This window comes from Flavobacterium sp. W22_SRS_FK3 (assembly GCF_052113665.1).
GTDB lineage: Bacteria > Bacteroidota > Bacteroidia > Flavobacteriales > Flavobacteriaceae > Flavobacterium.
Genome location: NZ_JBGQOF010000007.1, coordinates 90619 through 113657 on the forward strand (window position 1 = coordinate 90619; position 23039 = coordinate 113657).

Annotated in this window: 21 protein-coding genes and 1 other RNA gene; 14 read left to right on the forward strand and 8 right to left on the reverse strand. The window is 32.9% G+C overall.

Translation table 11 applies throughout. The annotated features are described in order from the left end of the window. The first annotated feature begins 71 nt into the window (after positions 1 to 71). From ACEN2I_RS08735 to ACEN2I_RS08765, 7 genes are all read left to right on the forward strand, one after another. Positions 72 to 1202: an N-acetylmuramoyl-L-alanine amidase family protein gene (locus tag ACEN2I_RS08735; RefSeq protein WP_441765717.1), complete on the forward strand. Its 1131-nt coding sequence runs from the start codon at positions 72 to 74 to the stop codon at positions 1200 to 1202. A 50-nt stretch (positions 1203 to 1252) separates the two neighbouring features. Then, entirely contained in the window at positions 1253 to 2218 is a 966-nt protein-coding gene (locus tag ACEN2I_RS08740) for an MlaD family protein (protein WP_441765718.1), read from the forward strand. 5 nt (positions 2219 to 2223) lie between these two features. Next, a complete protein-coding gene (locus ACEN2I_RS08745) occupies positions 2224 to 3561 on the forward strand; it encodes a 4Fe-4S dicluster domain-containing protein (protein ID WP_441765719.1) in 1338 nt (445 codons plus the stop codon). A gap of 128 nt (positions 3562 to 3689) precedes the next feature. After that, positions 3690 to 4481 (forward strand): (Fe-S)-binding protein, encoded by a 792-nt coding sequence (locus ACEN2I_RS08750; protein ID WP_441765720.1) that lies wholly within the window; start codon positions 3690 to 3692, stop codon positions 4479 to 4481. A gap of 60 nt (positions 4482 to 4541) precedes the next feature. Beyond that, positions 4542 to 5024 (forward strand): ABC transporter ATPase, encoded by a 483-nt coding sequence (locus ACEN2I_RS08755; RefSeq protein ID WP_441765721.1) that lies wholly within the window; start codon positions 4542 to 4544, stop codon positions 5022 to 5024. Positions 5025 to 5558: 534 nt separating this feature from the next. Next, on the forward strand, positions 5559 to 6704 hold the full coding sequence (gene bshA, locus ACEN2I_RS08760; protein ID WP_441765722.1) for an N-acetyl-alpha-D-glucosaminyl L-malate synthase BshA: 1146 nt from the start codon (positions 5559 to 5561) through the stop codon (positions 6702 to 6704). 17 nt (positions 6705 to 6721) lie between these two features. Further along, positions 6722 to 7147, forward strand: a complete 426-nt coding sequence (locus ACEN2I_RS08765) for a protease complex subunit PrcB family protein (protein ID WP_441765723.1) — start codon at positions 6722 to 6724, stop codon at positions 7145 to 7147. A gap of 57 nt (positions 7148 to 7204) precedes the next feature. Here ACEN2I_RS08765 and ACEN2I_RS08770 read toward each other — a convergent pair whose 3' ends face one another. Both ACEN2I_RS08770 and ACEN2I_RS08775 read right to left on the reverse strand, forming a co-directional pair. After that, positions 7205 to 7702 (reverse strand): hypothetical protein, encoded by a 498-nt coding sequence (locus ACEN2I_RS08770; protein ID WP_441765724.1) that lies wholly within the window; start codon positions 7700 to 7702, stop codon positions 7205 to 7207. 150 nt (positions 7703 to 7852) lie between these two features. Continuing rightward, positions 7853 to 8680 carry a UDP-2,3-diacylglucosamine diphosphatase gene (locus ACEN2I_RS08775; protein WP_441765725.1) on the reverse strand — a complete coding sequence of 276 codons (828 nt, stop codon included), beginning with the start codon at positions 8678 to 8680 and terminating at the stop codon, positions 7853 to 7855. A 188-nt stretch (positions 8681 to 8868) separates the two neighbouring features. On the opposite strand from ACEN2I_RS08775, the gene aroC reads away from it, so the two are divergent. Together aroC and ACEN2I_RS08785 are read left to right on the forward strand one after the other, a co-directional pair. After that, positions 8869 to 9927 carry a chorismate synthase gene (gene aroC, locus ACEN2I_RS08780; RefSeq protein WP_302096858.1) on the forward strand — a complete coding sequence of 353 codons (1059 nt, stop codon included), beginning with the start codon at positions 8869 to 8871 and terminating at the stop codon, positions 9925 to 9927. 51 nt (positions 9928 to 9978) lie between these two features. After that, on the forward strand, positions 9979 to 11268 hold the full coding sequence (locus ACEN2I_RS08785) for a dicarboxylate/amino acid:cation symporter (RefSeq protein WP_441765726.1): 1290 nt from the start codon (positions 9979 to 9981) through the stop codon (positions 11266 to 11268). 95 nt (positions 11269 to 11363) lie between these two features. Here ACEN2I_RS08785 and ACEN2I_RS08790 read toward each other — a convergent pair whose 3' ends face one another. Together ACEN2I_RS08790 and ACEN2I_RS08795 are read right to left on the reverse strand one after the other, a co-directional pair. Then, complete coding sequence (locus ACEN2I_RS08790) at positions 11364 to 12614, reverse strand: DEAD/DEAH box helicase (RefSeq protein WP_441765727.1); 1251 nt, start codon at positions 12612 to 12614, stop codon at positions 11364 to 11366. 123 nt (positions 12615 to 12737) lie between these two features. Further along, complete coding sequence (locus tag ACEN2I_RS08795) at positions 12738 to 13775, reverse strand: formimidoylglutamase (RefSeq protein WP_441765728.1); 1038 nt, start codon at positions 13773 to 13775, stop codon at positions 12738 to 12740. 96 nt (positions 13776 to 13871) lie between these two features. On the opposite strand from ACEN2I_RS08795, the gene ACEN2I_RS08800 reads away from it, so the two are divergent. Then, positions 13872 to 14750 carry a hypothetical protein gene (locus ACEN2I_RS08800; protein WP_441765729.1) on the forward strand — a complete coding sequence of 293 codons (879 nt, stop codon included), beginning with the start codon at positions 13872 to 13874 and terminating at the stop codon, positions 14748 to 14750. 49 nt (positions 14751 to 14799) lie between these two features. Here ACEN2I_RS08800 and hutI read toward each other — a convergent pair whose 3' ends face one another. Together hutI and ACEN2I_RS08810 are read right to left on the reverse strand one after the other, a co-directional pair. Further along, complete coding sequence (gene hutI / locus ACEN2I_RS08805) at positions 14800 to 16038, reverse strand: imidazolonepropionase (RefSeq protein ID WP_441765730.1); 1239 nt, start codon at positions 16036 to 16038, stop codon at positions 14800 to 14802. A gap of 96 nt (positions 16039 to 16134) precedes the next feature. Then, complete coding sequence (locus ACEN2I_RS08810) at positions 16135 to 17187, reverse strand: glutaminyl-peptide cyclotransferase (protein ID WP_441765731.1); 1053 nt, start codon at positions 17185 to 17187, stop codon at positions 16135 to 16137. Between the two features lie 88 nt (positions 17188 to 17275). Here ACEN2I_RS08810 and ffs point away from each other — a divergent pair. Both ffs and ACEN2I_RS08820 read left to right on the forward strand, forming a co-directional pair. Beyond that, an RNA gene (ffs, locus tag ACEN2I_RS08815) (signal recognition particle sRNA small type) lies at positions 17276 to 17373 on the forward strand. Positions 17374 to 17528: 155 nt separating this feature from the next. Continuing rightward, the gene (locus ACEN2I_RS08820; protein WP_441765732.1) at positions 17529 to 18332 is read left to right on the forward strand and encodes an SDR family oxidoreductase; all 804 of its coding nucleotides are present in this window, start codon (positions 17529 to 17531) and stop codon (positions 18330 to 18332) included. 217 nt (positions 18333 to 18549) lie between these two features. Here ACEN2I_RS08820 and ACEN2I_RS08825 read toward each other — a convergent pair whose 3' ends face one another. Beyond that, on the reverse strand, positions 18550 to 19857 hold the full coding sequence (locus ACEN2I_RS08825; protein ID WP_441765733.1) for a GAF domain-containing sensor histidine kinase: 1308 nt from the start codon (positions 19855 to 19857) through the stop codon (positions 18550 to 18552). A 250-nt stretch (positions 19858 to 20107) separates the two neighbouring features. Here ACEN2I_RS08825 and fsa point away from each other — a divergent pair, with 250 nt between their 5' ends. Further along, on the forward strand, positions 20108 to 20764 hold the full coding sequence (fsa, locus tag ACEN2I_RS08830; RefSeq protein WP_029273133.1) for a fructose-6-phosphate aldolase: 657 nt from the start codon (positions 20108 to 20110) through the stop codon (positions 20762 to 20764). 91 nt (positions 20765 to 20855) lie between these two features. Beyond that, entirely contained in the window at positions 20856 to 21350 is a 495-nt protein-coding gene (locus ACEN2I_RS08835) for a hypothetical protein (RefSeq protein ID WP_441765734.1), read from the forward strand. A 79-nt stretch (positions 21351 to 21429) separates the two neighbouring features. Here ACEN2I_RS08835 and ACEN2I_RS08840 read toward each other — a convergent pair whose 3' ends face one another. Next, complete coding sequence (locus tag ACEN2I_RS08840; RefSeq protein ID WP_441765735.1) at positions 21430 to 22899, reverse strand: MFS transporter; 1470 nt, start codon at positions 22897 to 22899, stop codon at positions 21430 to 21432. Between the last annotated feature and the right edge of the window lie 140 nt (positions 22900 to 23039).

The following is a 23039-nucleotide window of genomic DNA, read 5'->3' on the forward strand; positions in this document are numbered from 1 at the left end:
AATTTTTTGGCAAAAATAATCAATTGTAAAAATTATAGCTTTGCATTTTATTAAAATTAACTTTTAGATTTATGACCATTTTTAACAAAACTAAACTAATATTTATTTTTTTTCTAACTATAACGTCTTTTTGTGCTCACTCTCAGTCTAATGTTTTCAAAGTGACACTTGATGCAGGACATGGTGATCATGATTTTGGAGCTGTTTATAGTGGCCGTATTGAAAAAAATATTGCTTTGGCAATTGTTTTAAAAGTGGGGAAAATTTTAGAACATAATCCAAATGTTAATGTGATTTATACCAGAAAAACAGATGTTTTTATTGATTTGGTAGAAAGAGCTAATATTGCTAACAGGGCAAATTCTAATATTTTTGTTTCGATACACTGTAATGCAAATAAAAATACTGTTGCATACGGAACAGAAACTTATGTGATGGGTTTGAGTAAAGTTGCTTCGAATCTGCAAGCTGCGAAAGAAGAGAACTCAGTTATTACTTTAGAAAAAGACTACAAACGTAAGTATGAAGGTTACGATCCTAATTCTCCTGAATCTATGATTGGTATGACTTTAATGCAGGAAGAATATTTAGATAATAGTATTTCATTGGCAAGCAAAATTGAAGACAATTTTGAAAAGCTTGGAAAAAAAATAAGAGGGGAGGGTGTAAAACAGGCCCCATTTATGGTACTTCATAAGGCTTATATGCCAAGGGTTTTAGTAGAAACAGGATTTGTTTCTAATACTGCGGAAGGTGATATTTTAAATTCTGAAGCAGGGCAGGATGATATAGCTCAGGCTATTGCTCAGGCTATTTTAAGTTATAAAAGCGAATATTTTGGAACAGGTGCTACAGAAATAAATGACGTGAAACAGGCAAGAGATACTTCTGGCCCGGTGAAATCTAAAACAGTTGCAGCTAATCCTACAGCAGTTAAGGATGCTACAAAGGGAACTTTTTTTAAGGTTCAGCTTATTGCAAGCGTAAAAAACACACCTTTAGATCCTAAAAATTTTAAAGGGCTAAAAAATATAACGATGGTTTACGAAAATAATATTTATAAATATTTTTATCAGGAAACTTCAGATTATGAAAACGCTAAAAAATATTTGGAAGAAGCTAAAAATAAAGGATATGGTGCTTCCTTTTTAGTAGCAACCAGAAATGGTGAAAAAATCAGTATTCAGGATGCCATTAAATAATACTGATAAGTTCAAATATTTATATTATTTTTGTACAAACACTTACAATTTTGAAACTAACAAGAGAAATTAAAACGGCTATTTTAGTCATTGCGTCAATTTTATTATTTATTTGGGGCTATAGTTTTTTAAAAGGCAGAGACCTTTTTACTAATTATAAAACATTTTATGTTGAATATGCTAATGTTGAGGATTTAGCCAGTTCAGCTCCCGTAACTTTAAACGGACTTGGGATAGGTAAAGTAAATAAAATCACAATCAATCAAACTACAGGTAAATTATTAGTAGAACTTCAAATAAAAACTGATTTTCCAATTTCTAAAACCAGTAAAGCAGCATTGTATTCTCCAAGTTTAATTGGTGGAAAACAAATAAAAATTATTCCTAATATGGCTGATAAAGATCTTGCTGTTGATGGACAAACTTTAGAAGCTGCCATTGAATTAGGATTGACTGAATCTTTGGGCGGTAAAATAGAGCCAATTCAGCAAAAATTAGATTTGATGCTTGCTAATATCAATACACTGGTTTCCGGATTAAACAATGTTTTGGATAAAAAAGGTCAGGAAGATTTAAAGAAGTCATTATCTGAGTTGAGTCAGACAATGGAGCAGTTTCATAGAGCATCCGGAAGTCTTAATTCTATTTTAGATACAAACAAAGGTCAGATTAATGGAGCGGTAACGAATTTGAATAAAATGTCAAGTAACTTCAATAAAATCTCTGATTCTTTAAATAAAGCTGATTTAGGTAAAACAGTAAGAAACTTAAACCAGACACTGGCTAAGGTTGATGGTATTATGAGTAATTTAAACTCAGGAAAAGGTACTGCAGGGAAATTATTAAATGATGATGCCTTGTACAACAATTTGTCTAAAACTTCAAAAGAATTAGAATTGTTGCTGCAGGATGTTCGTCTCCATCCAACGCGTTATATCAATGTTTCTGTTTTCGGAAAGAAAAACAAACCTTATGTAGCTCCAACTGAAGATCAAAATCCGACTACTAAAAAATAAAAGGAATGGGCTATCTAGATAATATATTATTCGCTATAGTTCTGATTGCTGGTTTTGGTTTTTTCGCTTCAGGCATAAAAAAAATCATTCGAAATGTCAATTTAGGTGTTGACATAGACAGAAAAGACAATACTAAAGCACGTTGGGCAAACATGGCTATGATTGCACTTGGACAATCAAAAATGGTTAAGCGTCCTGTAGCCGGAATACTTCATGTTTTTGTATACATTGGATTTGTAATCATCAATATAGAATTGCTTGAAATTATTATTGATGGATTATTTGGGACTCATAGAGTTTTTGCTCCATATTTGGGAGTATTTTATAATGTTTTAATAGCTTCTTTCGAAATATTAGCGCTTTTCGTTTTAGTAGCTGTTATCGCTTTCTGGATCAGAAGAAATGTAATTAGATTAAAACGTTTTATCAACCCTGATTTAAAAGGATTTCCTAAAAATGATGCTAATTATATTTTATATTTTGAAATGGTATTGATGACATTGTTTTTATTAATGAATGCTTCCGATTTTCATTTACAGAATGTTCCAGGGGGATTTTCTCATTTTTATAAAGCAGGAAGTTTTCCGGTAAGTCAGTTTATCGCACCAATGTTTAATGGTATGTCAAATGAATTGGTAATGTTATTGTCAGAAGCTTTCTGGTGGTTGCATATTGTTGGTATTTTGATTTTTATGAACTATTTGTACTTCTCAAAACATCTGCATATTCTTTTAGCGTTTCCAAATACATATTTTGCTAATCTGAAACCTGAAGGACAGTTTGATAATTTAGAGTCAGTTACAAAGGAAGTTAAGTTGATGATGGATCCCAATGCAGATCCATTTGCTGTAGCTCCGGCTGATGAAAATACCGTTCCTGCCAAATTTGGTGCAAGTGATGTTCAGGATTTAAACTGGGTGCAATTATTGAATGCGTATACCTGTACAGAGTGTGGCCGTTGTACATCATCTTGTCCGGCAAATCAAACCGGTAAAAAATTGTCTCCTCGTAAAATTATGATGGATACCAGAGACCGTTTGGAAGAAGTAGGAAAAAATATCGATGCCAATAAAGGTGTTTTTGTTCCTGATAATAAAACATTACTAAATGATTATATAACACCCGAAGAATTATGGGCTTGTACATCTTGTAATGCCTGCGTCGAAGAATGTCCGGTAAATATTAGTCCATTATCTATTATCATGGATATGCGTCGTTATTTAGTAATGGAACAAAGTGCTGCTCCAATGTCACTGAATGCCATGATGACCAATATCGAAAACAATGGAGCACCTTGGCAATACAATCAGCAAGACCGATTGAACTGGAAGAACGAGAATTAAATTAAAAATTTAAATGGTTAATTGTTTAACCGTTTAATCTATTGAATAAAAAAATAAGGTTTTTTAATGAATGTTATTGGAGTACGATTAACCAATTTTACAATTAACCGATTTAACAAAATAAGAAGATGTCAGAAAGTTTAGTGGTACCAACAATGGCAGAAATGCTGGCCGAAGGAAAGCAACCGGAAGTATTGTTTTGGGTTGGTTGTGCGGGAAGTTTTGATGATAGAGCAAAAAAAATCACAAAAGCTTTTGTACGAATTCTAAATCGTACGAATGTTTCTTTTGCAGTATTGGGTACTGAAGAAAGCTGTACCGGAGATCCGGCAAAAAGAGCCGGAAATGAGTTTTTGTTTCAAATGCAGGCTATGATGAATATCGAAGTTTTAAATGCATATGAAGCTAAAAAAATAGTTACTGCTTGTCCGCATTGTTTTAATACTTTAAAAAATGAATATCCTGAATTAGGAGGTCAATACAATGTAATTCACCATACAGCGTTTTTAAAGTCTTTAATTGATGAAGGAAGATTGACTGTTGAAGGCGGACAGTTTAAAGGAAAGAAAATCACTTTTCACGATCCTTGTTATTTAGGAAGAGCGAATAAAGTATATGAAGCACCAAGAGATTTAATTCAGAAGTTAGACGTTGAATTAGTTGAAATGAAGCGTTCTAAAGCAAACGGATTATGTTGTGGAGCTGGAGGAGCACAAATGTTTAAAGATGCCGAACCTGGAAATAAGGAAGTGAATGTGTTGCGTACTGAAGATGCTTTGGAAGTGCAGCCCGATATTATTGCTGCAGGTTGTCCATTCTGTAACACCATGTTGACTGACGGTATCAAGAACAAGGAAAAAGAAGGACAGGTTAAAGTAATGGATATTGCTGAATTGATTGCTAATGCGCAGGATTTGTAATAATATTCTAAGTTTTTAAACTTGAAATTTGAAACAAATTAAATTTAAAGAGAAATTAAAATGTATATACCTTTTGAAAATTTACCTGGTGAATCCAGAATTTGGATTTATCAATCTAACAGAAAATTTTCTGAGGAAGAATTTTCTGAAATAGAAGCTGATTTAAAATCTTTCATCGAAGGATGGGCAGCACACGGAACAAGTCTGGAGGCTTCTTATCAATTAAAATATAACAGATTCATTATTTTGGCTGTAAATCAGGATGTGCAGGCTGCGACTGGCTGTTCTATTGATAGTTCTGTTGAATTTATTCAGAGTTTAGAAAAAAAATACAACGTCGATTTGTTAGATAAAATGAACGTGACTTTTAAAAATGGTGAACATATTGCTCACAAGCCATTAATTGATTTTAAGAAAATGGTTAAAGATAAATCGGTTTCTGAGAATACTATTGTTTTTAATAACCTTGTAAACAATATCGAAGAATACAATGAATCCTGGGAAGTTCCTGCTGCTGATAGCTGGCATAGCAGATTTTTCTAAGAGATATTATAATATATTCAGAGGCATAAAATTTAAGTTTTATGCCTTTTTTTATTAGACTAACCACTAATTAAAAATATAAATAATAATAAAACTTTTCATTTTTATTATAATTGTATAGCTGCTATTTGATTATTACACTGGTATAATCTTTTATGATTTGTATCCATCAGATTGAAAATATAAATTTACATATTTGCAAACCTTAAATTCTTATTATACCAGAATCTCTAATATTGCCCCGATGGGAGTGATATCTTTTATGGCGACGTTCGGCATGAAAGATATAGCGGACAGCGGGACACGTGTTTTATTTGAAAACGAATTTTTCTGCTTCTAATAATAATTAGTTATAAATTATGAGTTAAAAGTTATTTAATTTAGTTCAGGATTATAATGGAACTTGCTGGTCTGAAAAATTAACAATATAAAGATCTCATAATCTGACATCTCTAAGATTTACAAAAAATCTAACATTCTAAACTATCAATTAAAAGCTATTTTTAAGTACTTTCGTAGTACTAAATTTAATACATGAAAATAGCAATAGTTTGTTATCCGACTTTTGGCGGAAGTGGGGTAGTTGCCACAGAATTAGGCCTTGAATTAGCTAGACGCGGACACGAAATCCATTTTATTACTTATAGCCAGCCTGTACGATTGGCACTTTTAAACCCCAATGTTCATTATCACGAAGTAAACGTTCCTGAATATCCTCTTTTTCATTATCAGCCTTATGAATTGGCTTTGTCAAGCAAATTGGTAGATATGGTAAAATTATATAAGATAGAGTTACTGCACGTACATTATGCAATCCCACATGCGTATGCGGGTTACATGGCTAAGCAAATGCTAAAGAACGAAGGGATTAACCTTCCAATGATTACGACGCTTCACGGAACAGATATTACATTGGTTGGGAATCATCCTTTTTATAAACCGGCAGTGACTTTTAGTATCAATAAATCGGATTATGTGACTTCTGTTTCACAGAGTTTGAAAGATGATACATTGAAATTATTTAAAATTAAGAATAAAATCAGGGTTATCCCGAATTTTATCGAATTAGATAAAGTAAGAAAAGATCCATTGGCACCTTGTCACCGTTCTGTGATGGCGAATGAAAACGAGCGTATTATTACGCATATCAGTAATTTTAGAAAGGTAAAACGTATTCCGGATATTATTAAGATTTTCTATAATATTCAGAAAGAAATGCCTGCAAAATTAATGATGGTGGGTGATGGTCCTGAAAAAGAAAAAGCAGAAATTTTATGTCAGGAATTAGGAATTCATGACAAGGTAATTTTCTTTGGGAATAGTAATGAAATTGATAAAATTTTACTTTTGACCGATTTGTTCTTGCTTCCGTCTGAAACAGAAAGTTTTGGTTTGGCAGCTTTGGAGGCAATGGCTTGTGGAGTTCCGGTAATTTCTAGTAATTCAGGTGGTTTACCGGAAGTCAATTTTGATGGATTCTCAGGTTATTTGAGTAATGTTGGGAATATTGACGAAATGGCTGCCAATGCAATTAAAATTTTGCAAGATGACGAAGTTTTAAAACAGTTTAAAGAGAATGCTTTAGAAGTTGCTAAAAAGTTTGACATCCAAAACATATTGCCTAAATATGAAGCGTTGTATCAAAGAGCGATAGATGATTATAAATATGAGAAACACTAATTAAAAAATATAAGCGGATGAAAAAAGTAATTTCGGTTTTAGCAGTTTTTGTTTTAATTTCTTGTGGAGCAAAAAAAACAACAGATTCAAATACCTCTTTGTATGAAATTCTAACAGAACAATCTGATGGAGGCGCAAACATCAAGTTTTTTGAAATTTTGAGTGAACCAAATGAAATCTTAATGCTTCAGAATGACCCGCTGTTAAAGGATAAAATGAAACAGGATGACATAAATAATTCTAATTATGTGATTCTGAACATGGGTGAAAAAAACACAGGAGGTTACACAATAGGAGTCGAAAAGGTAGAAGAAACCGATAGCAACATTCTTATTACAGTAAAAGAAAATACTCCTGCAAAAGATGCTATGGTAATGCAGGTAATTACTTATCCATATACGGTTGTAAAAATACATTCGAAAAAAGAAATAATTATAAAATAAAAAAAAATCCTGTCGTTTTAAAACGACAGGATTTTTTTTTATAAAAGCTGATTTTATTTAGAATTTGAATTTAATTCCTAAACCTACATCAAATCCAAAGTTGTCATGATCATAATATCCTGATCCAATTTCTGGTCTTGCATCTAATGATAATAAAATTGGCACATTGTCAAAACCGTATTCAATACCAATGTCACCTGCAGCGAAAACATACGTTCCACTATCCTTGTAACGATTAGGGCCAACTCTATAATCGTAATTCCAGCTAGCAACACCAGCACCAACACCAGCATACCAGTTAAAACCTTGATCAATGTTCCAAACCCATTGGTATAATCCTACTGCTTTAACGGCATCAACATCGTGGCTATTTCTCCAACCTAAATCGAACTCTAATCTATTGTTTTTAGATAATCCTCTTTGGTAAGATATTTCTCCACCAAATCCGTTATTGTCTCCAAGACGTAAACCCAAGGCATTTTTAGCAATTTCTTGTGATTGAGCCGTAAATGCTAATCCAACTAGCATAAGGGCAGATAAAATGATTTTTTTCATAAAAATGGTTATTAATTTTTTTTCAAATTTACAATTACTGTAGATGTGAAACGTATAAATTGCTGTGAAATTGTTATGTAATTCCCATATTTCATCAAAAAAGTCTTTTTTTTAATCTAACTTTTTAATAAGTGCTTCATTATTAAAAAGTTACTTTTTGCTTATGATTGACGTAATTAATTGCGAAGTTAAAATATCCTCCATTTCAAAAAGATTTTCCTCTGCTTCTGTAAAGTTTGCCTCAGAATAGGAAAATAATTTCCATCTTTTTTTATGATATTCTAATGCAGTTAAATTTTCAATCCAGTCTCCTGAGTTTAAATATAAGGTTGAACCATGTTTGTTTTCTTTTTCAATAATTTTTGGTTCATGGATGTGCCCACAGATAACATAATCGTATTTTTTTTCGATTGCCAGATCGGTAGCTGTTGTTTCAAAATCTGAAATAAATTTAACCGCTTTTTTTACACTGGCCTTTATTTTTTTAGAAAATGAATAAGGTTCTCTTCCCAGTTTAGCCAGGCACCAATTTGCAAATCGATTGCACAAAATTAAATAATCATAACCTAAACCACCTAATTTTGCAATCCATTTTGAGTGTTGTACGGAGGCATCAAAGACGTCGCCATGAAAAATCCATGCTTTTTTATCGTCTAATTCTAAAACTAATTTATCTAGCAAAGAAAAATTCCCCATGTTCATGTCGCTGAATTTCCTTAGGATTTCATCATGGTTTCCGGTAATGTAATACACCTTTGTCCCTTTTGAAGCCATTCCGATTATTCGTTGAATGACTTTTAAATGAGATTTCGGGAAGTATGATTTTCTAAACTGCCAGGCATCAATAATATCACCGTTTAAAACTAAAGTTTTGGGTTTGATGCTTGAAAGGTAGTTGTTTAACTCTTTGGCATGACTGCCGTAAGTCCCTAAATGCACATCGGAAATGATGACCAATTCGACATTTCTTTTTTTCAATTTATCTTAATTTGAAGTTTAACAAATAAAACAAACCTGAGGCAGTTTAGCTTTATCAAAAGGTTATCAATTAGTCTTGAATTTTACTAAATTATGATTTTTAAGTATGTAACTCATTCCTTGATAATACTAATTTTAATTTTTTAATTTAATTCATAAAACTTACATTTGCTCAAAACTAACTTATAATGGCAGGAAATAGCTACGGCACACTATATAAAGTTACCACATTTGGAGAATCTCATGGGGAAGCTTTAGGCGGAATCATAGATGGTTGTCCCTCAGGAATTCAGCTTGACTTAGAAGCGATTGAGGTTGAAATGTCCAGAAGGAAACCAGGACAATCAGCAATTGTTACCCAAAGAAAAGAACCGGATGCGGTTCAGTTTTTGTCCGGTATTTTTGAAGGTAAAACTACAGGAACTCCAATTGGATTTATTATTCCGAATACTAATCAAAAATCTGATGATTACTCACATATAAAAGATAACTACAGACCAAGTCATGCCGATTATGTATATGATCAAAAATATGGTTTTCGTGATTATCGCGGTGGTGGAAGAAGCTCAGCACGCGAAACAGCAAGCAGAGTAGTAGCAGGAGCAATTGCAAAACAAATGCTGCCGGAAATTAAAATTAATGCCTACGTTTCTTCTGTAGGACCAATTCATTTGGATACACCTTATCAGGAATTAGATTTTTCTAAGATAGAAAGCAATCCCGTTCGTTGTCCTGACGAAAAATCAGCAGCTATTATGGAAGAATATATTCGTGATATTCGCAAACAGGGAGATACTGTTGGTGGAGTAGTTTCGTGTGTGATCCAGAATGTCCCTGTTGGTTTAGGAGAACCTGTTTTTGATAAACTGCACGCCGAATTAGGTAAAGCAATGCTTTCCATAAATGCCGTAAAAGGTTTTGAATATGGCAGCGGCTTTTCAGGATCAGAAATGAAAGGAAGCGAACATAACGATTTATATAACCCCGATGGAACTACAAAAACGAATCTTTCCGGAGGAATTCAGGGAGGAATCAGCAACGGAATGGATATTTATTTCAGGGTAGCTTTTAAGCCTGTTGCGACTATCATGCAGACTCAGGATTCATTAGATAATAAAGGTAATATTACGCCAATGACCGGAAAAGGGCGTCATGATCCGTGTGTAGTGCCAAGAGCTGTGCCTATTGTAGAAGCTATGGCAGCCATTGTTTTGGCTGATTTTTATTTAATCAACAAAACATATTAATGAAGTTAGTGCAGTGAGGGCCTTACTATTTTAATTAAAAAAAACGATTTAATGCAAGAAATTACAGAAGTTAAAAAGAAATCATTTCTTTCAGGATTGACAGGACAAATTATAATTGCGATGATTCTTGGAGCTATTTTGGGAGTTATATTGCATAATTCTATTTCGGCCGAGGCAGCACAATCTTTTAGCAATAAAATAAAAATGCTGGCAACCATTTTTATCCGTTTGGTACAAATGATCATTTCGCCTTTAGTTTTCACTACATTAGTAGTTGGAATTGCTAAACTAGGTGACATTAAAACGGTTGGAAGAATTGGAGGGAAAGCGCTTGGATGGTTTTTTACAGCTTCCTTTATATCCTTATTAATTGGTTTGTTTTATGTAAATGTTTTAGAGCCTGGAGTAGGTCTGAAATTAGATCATGTTGATATGACAACAGCTTCTGAAGTTACAGCCAAAACTACTACACTTTCTTTTGAAAATTTTGTTGAGCACATTGTTCCTAAAAGTGTTTTTGAAGCAATGGCAACCAATGAGATTTTGCAAATTGTAATATTTTCTATTTTTTTCGGATTGGCCGCAGCTTCATTAGGAAGTACTGTTAAACCAGTTATAAATGCATTGGACAAAGCTTCGCATATTGTTTTAAAAATGGTAAATTATGTAATGAATTTCGCTCCAATTGGAGTTTTTGGTGCTATTGCAGGAGTGTTTGCTATTAGAGATGCTGAGGAACTAGTAATTACTTATTTTAAGTTTTTCGGTTCATTTCTAATTGGAATAAGTACATTGTGGTTTGTTTTGATTGTTGTGGGTTATATTTTCTTAAAGGGAAGAATGACCGAGTTATTGAAACGTATTGTTGGACCTTTAGCAATCGCATTTGGAACAACAAGCAGTGAAGCTGTTTTTCCTAAATTAACTGAAGAGTTAGAAGAATTTGGCGTTAAAGACAGAATTGTATCGTTTATGCTGCCTCTTGGTTATTCATTTAATCTGGACGGTAGTATGATGTATATGACATTTGCCAGTATCTTTATCGCTCAGTTTTATGGCGTTCATTTAGATTTAGGTTCACAAATGGTAATGCTTTTGGTTTTAATGCTAACCAGTAAAGGAATTGCAGGAGTTCCAAGAGCAAGTTTGGTTGTAGTGGCTGCAACTTGCGGTATGTTTGATATTCCGGTTGAAGGGATTGCCCTGATATTACCAATTGACCATTTTTGTGATATGTTCAGAAGTGCAACAAATGTTTTAGGAAATGCTTTAGCAACTTCTGTAGTAGGACAATGGGAAGCCAAAAATGAATTGAAAGGTATTACAGAAGATAATGCTTAAATTGCTTACAATTAGTTGCTTTTATGATACATAAATAAGGGTTGCAATTTTATAAAATTACAACCCTTTTTGTTTTTGATAATAACTCTTAAAAGTTAATACCAGCGTTTTTTATTTTGCTTAGAAGCATTTGATTTTCGTGATTTATGAGCGCCGCCGCTTCTGTTTGAATTCTTAGGCTTTTCTGAAGTAGCCTCAGGACTTCCGGCATGCCATTGATACGGATGGTCGCTGATTGTTTTTACTTCAACTTTTATTAACTTTTGGATATCCTTCCAATACGGATGTTCATCCTTACTGCAGAATGATATAGCAATTCCGCCATTTCCTGCACGTCCTGTTCGCCCAATTCTATGTACGTAGGTTTCCGGGATATTAGGCAGGTCAAAATTAATTACAAATGGTAACTGATCAATATCGATTCCTCTTGCAGCAATGTCAGTTGCGACTAATACACCTACTTCTTTGTTTTTAAAAGCATCCAGAACACGTTGTCTTGCATTTTGAGATTTGTCACCATGAATTGCTTCTGCAGGAATATCTTTTTTGCGTAATGCTTTGACAACATTGTCTGCTCCATGTTTTGTTCTTGAAAAGACCAATACGTTTGATAATCCTTCTGTTTTTATTAAGTGGTAAAGTAAATTTCTTTTTTCAGTTTTTTCAACAAAATAGACACGTTGTTCTACATTTTCTGCAGTTGAAGAAACCGGTGAGACTTCTACTTTTGCAGGATCCTGTAAAAACATTTCCGCCAATTCCCTAATTGCTATTGGCATTGTTGCCGAAAATAAAAGTGTCTGGCGGTTTTTAGGGGTTAATTTTACAATTTTTTTCACATCGTTTATAAAACCCATATCCAGCATTTGATCCGCTTCATCTAGTACCAAAACGTGTAAATGGTCTAAATCAAGAAAACCTTGCTTTTGTAAGTCCAAAAGCCTTCCAGGTGTTGCGACCAAAATATCAACTCCCTTTTTTAAGGTATCGACCTGCGGATTTTGAGATACCCCTCCAAAAATAGTCAACTGAGTTAAATGGGTATATTTTGCATAAGTATCAAAACTTTGTCCAATCTGAACAGCTAATTCGCGTGTTGGCGTTACTATAAGGGCACGAATTTGTTTGGCTTTTTTTGATGAACCTACAATTCGGTGTAATTGATGAATAATCGGAATTGCAAATGCAGCCGTTTTTCCGGTACCAGTCTGTGCACAGCCAATTAAATCTCTACCTGCCAAAACAATCGGAATGGATTGTTCCTGAATAGGTGTAGGATTTAAATAGCCTTCTTCAAATACGGCTTTTTGTATACTTTTTGAAAGTGATAAATCTTCGAATAACATATCTTAGGTATTAAGAATTTAGTTTTAAGTACTAAAATTCTGTGCAAAGATAGTTTTATTCGGCCAATCGTTTAATTGATTATTGGTTTATTTGGCATAAGTACCCATTATAAATGATGAATGTCAAATTTTTTCGTGATTTGCTTTAATAAAATCAGTTACGAGATAGCCAATTAGTTTGCCAATCAAATTATTATTTGGAGAATTGTCCAGATCAGGTGCTCCTTCACAAATGTGTAGATAAGCAGCATTTTTATTCTGTGCAAAATAGGAAATAAACTGGCGTAACTCTTCAATTGAAAATCCACTGATTGTCATGGCACTACTTGCAATATTTGGAATAGCATCGAGATCAATTTCTATTCCAAATGAATCTGTTTTTATGAATTCCAGAGCCGAAGCCATTTCTTTAGTAAAATCTTTTTCCTTGCGTATGTTTATGCTGTCATAGGTATTGTAACGTACTCGGTCTTCAAGTTTTTTAATAATGTCGAGGACACTTTTTGAAGTGTAATTTTCGTGTAAACCAAAAATGAAATATTTTTTAAGGAAACCTTCTTCATATGCATATGAAAAACCGTTTCCGCTATGCCGTCCTTCTAAAATTCTAAAATCTGAATGGGCATCAAAATTAACCGCATTAACAGGCTTTCCTTTTGCAAGAGCGGCACCTTTTATGTTGCCATATGCATTGTTATGACCCCCTCCGATAATAATAGGGGTTTTTCCGGCTTTAATTATATTGAAAATAATATGAGAAACTTCTTTGTCTATTTTTTCAACAAGCTGACTTAGTTTTAAGCGGTCATCAATATCATTAAAGTCAAGATTTTCAACATCAAGCATTTCTTCTGATACATTAATATGCCCCAGAACAATAATCTGACTTCCTTTAGAGAAACGATTGTGCTGAATATTGGCTATACTTTTTATTGCGCATTCCCATGCAGATGCGGCTCCAGGTCTTCCGTAATTAGCTCTTATGCCAATGTCTTCAGGAATACCTAAAATCACATACTTAGCTTCACTCTCTTTTAGGAAATTAAGTATATCTACTCCTTTTGGAATAGTAATCATTTTTTCCCCAAATTTTATTTCACCGCTTCGGTGATTCGTAATTTTTGCTAAATCAGTAACAGTGAAAGGGATTAGTTTATCCATAAAAAATAATATTATCCAAAAATAATATAATTGTGGTAACTTACGTTATTACCTTATATTAATTATTTAAATTTGTTTTTAAGAAAATTATTAAATATGGAAAACCCAAACAAAAACAACTCAAGTCTAAAGGCGGTAATCGCTGTTTTAGCAGTCCTACTAATTGGTAGTTTAGTGTACATTTTTAAACTTTCTTCTGATTCAGATGTTGTAAAAACAGAACTTACAACAACATTGACAGAAAAAGAATCTGTAATGAAAGATCTTCAGGAATTAAAAGCAACTTATGATGCTGCTATTGCTGAGAATACTTCTATGTCAGATGAATTAATTCAGGAAAGAGACAAAGTTGTCGCTTTGATGGAAGACCTGAATAAATCAAAAGGAGATGTTTCTAAATACAGATCACAAGTTCAGGGGTTACAGACTAAAATGAAAACTTTAGTTGCTGAAAATGATGAATTAAAAAAACAAAATGGTGTTTTAACAGTGCAAAGAGACAGTACAATTGTTGTCTTGGGAGAATCAAAAAAATTCAATGAAGTTTTAGTTGGCCAAAATGAGGCTTTATCTAAAACTGTTGAAAAGGGTTCTAAATTATCTATTTTAAACACAAAAACAGCTGCTTACAAATTAAGAAGCTCAGGTAAACAAATTGAAACAGATAAAGCCAGCCGTGCTGATATTTTAAAAATTAGTTTTACTATTGCTGAAAATCAAATTGCCAAGTCTGGAGATAAAACGTATTATGTGCAGGTTATCGATAGCAAAAACAATGTTTTAGGAGATAAGAAAACAGAAAGTTTTGGAGACAATTCATTAACTTATAGTTTTAAAACGACTGTGCAATATGAAAACAAAACTGTAAACGTTTCTGAAGATTTACCTGGTAAAGATTTCGCTAAAGGAACTTACTTTATTAATGTTTTTGATAATGATGAGTTGGTTTCTAAAACTAGCTTTTCTTTAAGATAAGAACACAGAATTTAACATAAAAAAGAGGAGTTTGTAAGCTCCTCTTTTTTTATGTTAAAATTTGACCTTCAATAAATACATTTTCAATTAAATTACTCCCAAAAGCATATGGAATCTGATAATAAGACGAAATAGGTTTTGTAATAATTAAATTTGCCCTTTTTCCTTTTGTAATACTTCCGTGTGTTTCAGAAATACCCATGGCGTATGCTCCATTTATTGTAGCTGCATTTATAGCTTCTTCAGGTGTCATTTTCATTTTAATACAGGCAGTTGCAACCACAAAATTCATGTTTCCGGATGGACTAGAACCTGGATTAAAATCAGTTGCTAAGGCAATTGGTAAACCTGCCTTTATCATTTCACGCGCTGGAGTATACGGAATGCTTAAAAAATAAGAGCACGATGGCAACGCAACAGCCATCGTTTCTGAATCTTTTAAAGATTGGATATCTTCTGGTCTCATAATTTCAAGATGATCGACAGAAAGGGCTTTATATTTAATTCCTGCCTGAATTCCTCCAATCGAATTAAATTGATTCACGTGAATTTTTGGCTTTAAGCCAAATTGAATTCCGGCTTCCATGATTATTTCGGTTTCTTCAACAGAAAAATAACCTGCTTCACAGAATATATCAATATAATCAGCGAGTTTGTTTTTGGCAATTTCGGGAAGCATTTGAGTTATGATTTCATCAATATAACCAGCTTTGTTTTCTTTATAATGTATAGGGAAAGCATGAGCCCCCAGAAAAGTTGCTTTTATTGCAATTGGATAATTTTCTGCCAGTTTTTTTATAACACGAAGCATTTTTAATTCTCCTTCGATTGTTAATCCGTAACCAGATTTTATTTCGACAGCTCCCGTTCCTAAATGCATTACTTCTTCTAGACGAAGTCTTGATTGATCGTAAATTTCTTCTTCCAAAGCTTCATTTAATTTTTTTGCGGAGTTTAGAATTCCACCACCACGATTTGCTATTTCTTCATAAGTGAATCCGTTTATTCGATCAACAAATTCCTGTTCGCGGTTGCCCGCATAGACAATATGCGTATGACTGTCGCACCAGGTGGGTAAAATAATTCTTCCGGTTACATCTATAACATTGTCAGCTTTGATTTCAGGAAGATTTTCCATTGTGCCAAAATTTGCAATCAGATTGTCTTTTAAAATTAAAAAGGCATTTTTTATGGTGGGAAGGATTGCCATTTCGGCACCGGAAACTTTAGAGATTGAAGTTTCACGAACCTGCAGGAGTTCTTTTATATTTGTTATGAGAGTTATCATTATATAAAATTAGTGTATTCAAAACAAAATTCGCAAATCATCACGAATCAACGTGTGAAAATTTGCGAATTGATGTTTAAAATTATTTTTCTTAAATTATTCAGAAACGGTGATTTCAAACGTTTTGCTCCAGTTTTTACCGGTTACAAAAATGGTTTTGGTTTTTGGGTTGTAAGCAATTCCGTTTAAAACATCATCTGTCGTAATACCAGTCATTGATTTACGTAACTCCGACATGTTCAAAATTCCTTCAACAGATCCCGAAGCTGGGTTTACTACTGCAATGGCATCTTTTTGCCATACGTTTACATAGAACTTCCCATTGATTAGTTCTAACTCATTAATTGCTTTTATTTTTGAATCTCCCGAATATACATTGATGTAATCAATCAGTTTTTGAGTAGCCGGATCCATTTTCCAGATTTTTTCGGTTCCATCTGAGCGATAAATATATTTTCCATCATTCGTCATTCCCCAACCTTCGATTTCTTTATCGTAAGTAAAAGTTTTTTCCAGTTTTAATGTTTTAGCGTCATAGACAAAACCCGTATTCTCCTGCCAGGTCAATTGATATAATTTGCCATTTACAATAGTAATTCCTTCACCAAAATATTTTTTATCCAGGTCAATTTGCTTGTATATTTTTCCTGTTTTATAATCATATTTTCTGATATAAGAAGTACCTTTTTGCCCAGTACTTTCGTATAAAGTATCGTTGTAAAATTCTAAGCCCTCATTGAAAGAAGCAGTATCGTGAGGAAAAGTATTTACGATTTTGTACTTCAATAATTTTGGTTTTACGTTTGAAACTACTTCAATTCTTTTGGTAGCATCAGATGAATCAGATCCAAAATGTACTGTTGCTTTCAGGTATTGGTATCCTAGTTTTTGATCTTTTAATTCAAACTCAAATTTGTCAAAACCTCTTGTACTTCCCACTTTTTTCTCGTTTACAAAGTAGGTTATGCTGTCCACTTCTTTCGTTTTTGGGTTTAAAACAGTAATAGAAACGGCTTCCTGAGGCAGAAAATGTGCAGGAAAAGCGGAATCATCTATTGTAAATAAAGAATTTTCACCTTTATTTTTATCGCCACATCCAATTAATGTGATTCCTAATAAAATGACAATTAAGAAGTTATGTTTTTTCATAGTCTAAAATTTGAATAGTCCAATATACGATGATATTTTTATAGCTACAAAGCTCTTGCAAAAATATAAAAAGATTGTATATTTGCACCGGCAAGTCCTACACGACCAGCTCCTGCAGACTCCCCCAGGATGGGAACATAGCAAGGGTACGTGGTTGAGCGGTGCGATGTAGGTCGCTTGCCATTTTTTATTTTTAGAATTTATACAAAAGTAGTCTTCCTTCGGGAGGATTTTTTTATTTTTGATAGTTCGTATAGTTAAAAGTTATTTGTTAGAGGGTAGAAGTTTTCCTCAATGAATCAACTCATAACCTATAACTCAAAACTCAATAACTTTTCAAAATGAATAAAGTCGTTTTAATAACAGGAGGGTCCTCAGGAATTGGAAAATCAATTGGAGAATTTTTACATCAAAAAGGTTTCGTGGTTTACGGAACGAGTAGAAATCCTGAAAAAGTATTAAATTCTATTTTTCCGCTTGTTGCCCTGGATGTTCGAAATGCTGAATCAATTCAATCGGCTGTGGCTAAAATTATTGAGATTTCTGGAAAATTAGATGTTGTTATTAACAATGCAGGTGTTGGAATTACGGGGCCTTTGGAAGAAATTCCGATGGAGGAAATCAAAAATAATTTTGAAACCAATTTTTTTGGACCAATTGAAGTGATGAAATCAGTTTTACCGCAAATGCGTAAACAAAAATCGGGATTAATTATCAATATTACTTCGATTGCCGCTTATATGGGCTTGCCTTATCGTAGTGTATATTCGGCTTCAAAAGGGGCTTTGGAGTTAATTACGGAAGCTTTGCGAATGGAAGTAAAACAATTTGGTATTGAAATTACTAATGTTGCTCCTGGAGATTTTGCAACCAATATAGCTTCGGGACGTTTTCATGCTCCGGTCATTAAAGGATCGGCTTATGAAAAAGTATATGGCGATACGCTTGCCACAATGAATGACCATGTGGATGCCGGAAGTAATCCGAATGAAATGGCAGAGGCGGTTTATAAAATTATGCAGCAAAAAAGCCCAAAAGTGCATTATAAAGTGGGTGTTTTTATGCAAAAGTTTTCGATTGTACTGAAACGTGCACTTCCGGATAAAATATATGAAAAAATGTTAATGAACCACTATAAACTATAAATATGGAAGACATATTGATATCACTTTTGCCAATGATAATCATTGTTGGAGTTGGATTTTTATAATGATTTTTGTTAGAAAAACTCAAAAAATAATTTATACCATAAAAAAACAAGATGAAATGACTTCCCTGTTAACAGAAATCAAGGATGAACTTAAACAATTGAATAAGACGAATTCTCTTCAATAACTTTTATTCAGCAGAATATTTTAAATACTATTCTGTTGGAATAAAAATTTCAAATTTTGCTCCTTGATTTATAGCTCCTTCGGCTTTAATAAATCCGTTGTGATTTTCTACAATTCTTTTTACGATTGTAAGTCCAATCCCTGTGCTTTTAAGTGGTTTTGTGTGCAAAGCCTGAAAGAGTCCAAATATTTTTTCGGTATACAATGGGTCAAATCCGATTCCATTGTCTGAAATGGTTATTTTATGGTATTTAGTAAGTGGAGAAAGCTTCTCCAATTTTCCATTTGTGATTTCTGCTGCTATTTTTATGGTTAAATTACGATCAGGGCTTGCGAATTTCAACGAATTATTGATAAGATTATACAGCAATTGTCGGAATTGAAATTCTATGACGCGAAGTTTTCCTAATTCCTGTATATCAAAAGTTACATTTTTGTTTTCAAACTCGTCGGTAAGATCTTCAATAACATCTTTTGCAATAAGATTTAAGTCTTTTAATTCAAACTTTCTTTCGTCAAATTTTGTTTTAGAATAAATTAGAAGATCGTTAATCAGATTTTGCATTCTGAAAGCAGATGTTTTAATTTTTTGAAATGCAGTTTTACTTTTTTCAGATAAAGTATCGGCTTCTTCATTTTCAATTAGATTTGTAAAAAGTTGAATTTTACGTAAAGGTTCCTGTAGATCATGACTGGAAATGTAATTGAAGGCTTCTAATTCACTATTCATTCGTTCGAGTGAAATATTCTTTTCAATAAGCTTTTTTTCAGCGTTTAATTTTAATTTTTCAGCCTTTTGTTTTTCAATTTCTGTTTTTTCAAGAAGATTGCTTTTTTGTTCTAATATTTTTTTGCTTTCTATAGCTTGTTCGATTGCTGTTAGGTGAAAAGAAATTAAATCAGCAAATAAGTAGAACATTTCCCGAACTTTAAACTCTTTCAGGTTATTTGGTTTTGGATCAATAGCACATAGTGTGCCGAAGAAGCTTCCGTCCTGACGTATAATAGGAACCGAAATGTAGCTTTGAAGACCGTACATTGCTGGTGTATGATGATCACGAAATTCATCATCCTCGCTTACATTATCAATTATTACTGCTTTTTTACTTTCATGAATTTCATGACATATTGTTGTTTTTATTTCAAGTTCGTCTCCTGGTTTTAAACCAAAAAGCACATTATCCTGTACGCTGCAAGTGATCCACCTTTCTTCGGTTACTCTTGCTATTGCAGCAAAACCCATTCCTGTAGTTTGACAAATAACATTGAGTAAATTTGGGACTATTCTTATATTTTGGATATTACTTATATCCTGTTTGAAATGATTTTCTAACACTTTGGAATATTTTTTTATTTTTTAAAAATACAAAAATAAAATCAGTTTTGACTTACGGGATAATAGAGATTTACTATTAAATTTACAATGTTTTTTTACTTTATGGAAATTATAATTGTAATTTTGCACGGATTTTGCGTGTGGGTCGAAGCGGCATCCTTTTTGTTTTTTTTTAAACAAAAAGATATAGCGGAAGACCGGACCCTTGTGGTCACGCTCAAATTATGAACACAATTAAATAGATATAATTATGAAATTTTTTATTGACACAGCTAATTTAGCGCAAATTAAAGAAGCACAGGCTTTAGGTGTTTTGGATGGTGTAACCACTAATCCGTCTTTGATGGCAAAAGAAGGAATTACCGGAAAAAACAACATTTTGAAGCATTATGTTGATATATGTAATCTTGTTGAAGGTGATGTAAGTGCTGAAGTAAATGCGCTGGATTATGACGGAATGATCAAGGAAGGTGAGGAATTGGCTGAATTACATGATCAGATTGTAGTGAAATTACCTATGACAAAAGAAGGTGTTATGGCTGCAAAATATTTTTCGGATAAAGGAATTAAAACAAACGTAACTCTTGTGTTTTCTGCAGGACAGGCTTTATTGGCTGCAAAAGCGGGCGCAACTTATGTTTCGCCTTTTATTGGTCGTTTAGATGATATTTCTACAGATGGTTTAAATCTGATTGAAGAAATTAGATTGATTTATGATAATTACGGATATGAAACACAAATTTTAGCGGCTTCTGTTCGTCATACCATGCATATTGTAAACTGTGCTAAAATTGGTGCAGATGTTATGACTGGACCATTATCTGCAATTGCAGGATTATTGAAACATCCTTTGACAGATATCGGATTGGCGCAGTTTGTAGCTGATTTTGAGAAAGGTAACAAATAGTTAACTTTAAAATAAATAAATAAAAAACGTCATTTTCAATCGAATATGACGTTTTTTTATTTTTTTTTATGTGTCTCAAAAAGAACGATATATGAAAAAAAAGATTCTGATTTTAGCATTTTTAATGATGACTTTGGTGTCTAATGCACAGGCAAGAGTTTTAACAAGTGTAAATGATGCCGGGGATGTTGCTACTTTTGAATTGGATTGTACGGTAAAATTTCAGACGCTGGCTAAAGGGCTGCGTTATAATATTACCCGCTATGAGTTTAAAGGTCCGGAAATGAAAAACTCATATCGATTAATGTTAGTTATGGATGGTTATTTTACAAAGGCTTTGAATAGCGAAATGACTATTTCTGCGATTTTAACAGACGGAACAAAAATTGAAGCAAAAAAAATAATTGAAGAAGACGGTTATTTTGATGGTGAGTGTACTATAAAAATTAAAGATCCTACAAAGCTTTTAGAGGCAGATATCGAAAAGGTAATTGTGCATGGTGATAAAGATGCGGTTTATACTATTACAGAGCAAAATAAGACTGTTTTTAAGAAAAACCTAAGCGCTATTATAACTGCAAAATAAATTAAAAAAAACAATAAAAAAATCCAATTTCCAATCATTGATAAAATTGAAAATTGGATTTTTAGTATTTTATTTTGAATTAATGACCTCCTCCGCCACCTTCGACATGATTAATACCTTGTCTTTTTAATATTTTAGGACAGTAGTAACCATAGAATCCTAAATAAGCAAAACCTAGAAGCGGTACAATATAAGAGAAATGTGTCCATGTAATCCCGAAAATTCCGTCTGGATTAGTAAGATCTATATCACAGATGCTTCCCTGAATCAAAGGAATAACACCTCCTCCAAGAATCATCATAATTAAGAATGAAGATGCTTTTCCTGTATTTTTTCCTAAGCCTGCAATGGCTAAATCGAAAATTGATGGCCACATAATAGATAAGAATAAGCCTCCCGAGATAAAGAAGAATTTAGCAATTTGCGGATCTGGACAAACTAATCCTGCAAACATCATTAGAACACCTGATATTCCGAAAAGCATTAAAGTTTTTCCTGCATTTTTACCTCCAACAAAACATACTGCTATAAATAACAGTATCCAGATTGGATAAATATAAAATGAAGAAACATCATGACCTGCAAAAATATTAGCTCCAATGATTACTCCAAATGCTATAGCGGGAACAATAAATTTTAAAGCTGTGTTTACTAAGGTTGATGTATTGAAAACATTTACTCCTCCATTCCAGCGACCAATCATTAAACTTCCCCAGTAAAGGGCAATAAATGGTGCAATAGCATCTTCTAAAATAGTACCAAATTCTACTGTATGTAATAAAGCCGGTAAATTACTAATGATGGTTACCTCTGTTCCAACATAAATAAAAATACCTAACATTCCCAAATAGAGTTGTGGATAGTCTAAAATGTTGAATTTTTCATGAGCATGTTTAATGACTGCTTTTTCTTCTTTAGCAGGATTTTCAATCTTAGAAAAGTTCATGAAAATTGCCACAACAATAAAAGCAAGTCCTAAAATGATAAAAGGCAATTTAATATCTTCTAAAGAAAGAGATGTTTTTTTATCATCTCCCATTCCAAATAATGCAATTCCTAATAAGATTGCACCAATAGTTGTTCCGAAAGAATTGACACCTCCGGCTAAAGTTAAACGGTGAGCACCTGTAGCCGGACTTCCCATTTTAATTGCTAAAGGATTGGCTACAATTTGCTGAATGGAAAACCCTAAACCAACTGTAAACAAAGCTGTTAAAAAGAAAGGAAAACTTTGCATTGTTGCTGCGGGAACAAATAAAAATGAACCAAAAGCTGAAAGAAGTAAACCAGCTGAAAGTGTTTTTTTGTATCCAAATTTTTGTAAAATATCTAATTTAAGAGATACTATAAAGAATATAATTGAACCCACAAAATAAGCAGCATAAAATGCCCAGGCTACTAGTTGTGACTGCACCTGAGATAATGTAAATACTTTTTTGAATACTGGGATCAGGATGTCATTGGCAGAGCCAACAAAACCCCAAAAGAAGAAGACAATTATCAACGAAATAAATTGTCCCCACTTGGTTTGCACATTTTCTGAATTCATAATGTAATAAGGTTTTTTTTAGTTTTTTTAAAGTAGTTTAAGCCGTAAATATATTTGTTACAATTCTCAAAAAAAAATAAAAAAGCATAAAAAAAATAGAAATTATACAAACAACACAATTTATTCAACAAAGTGTTAAT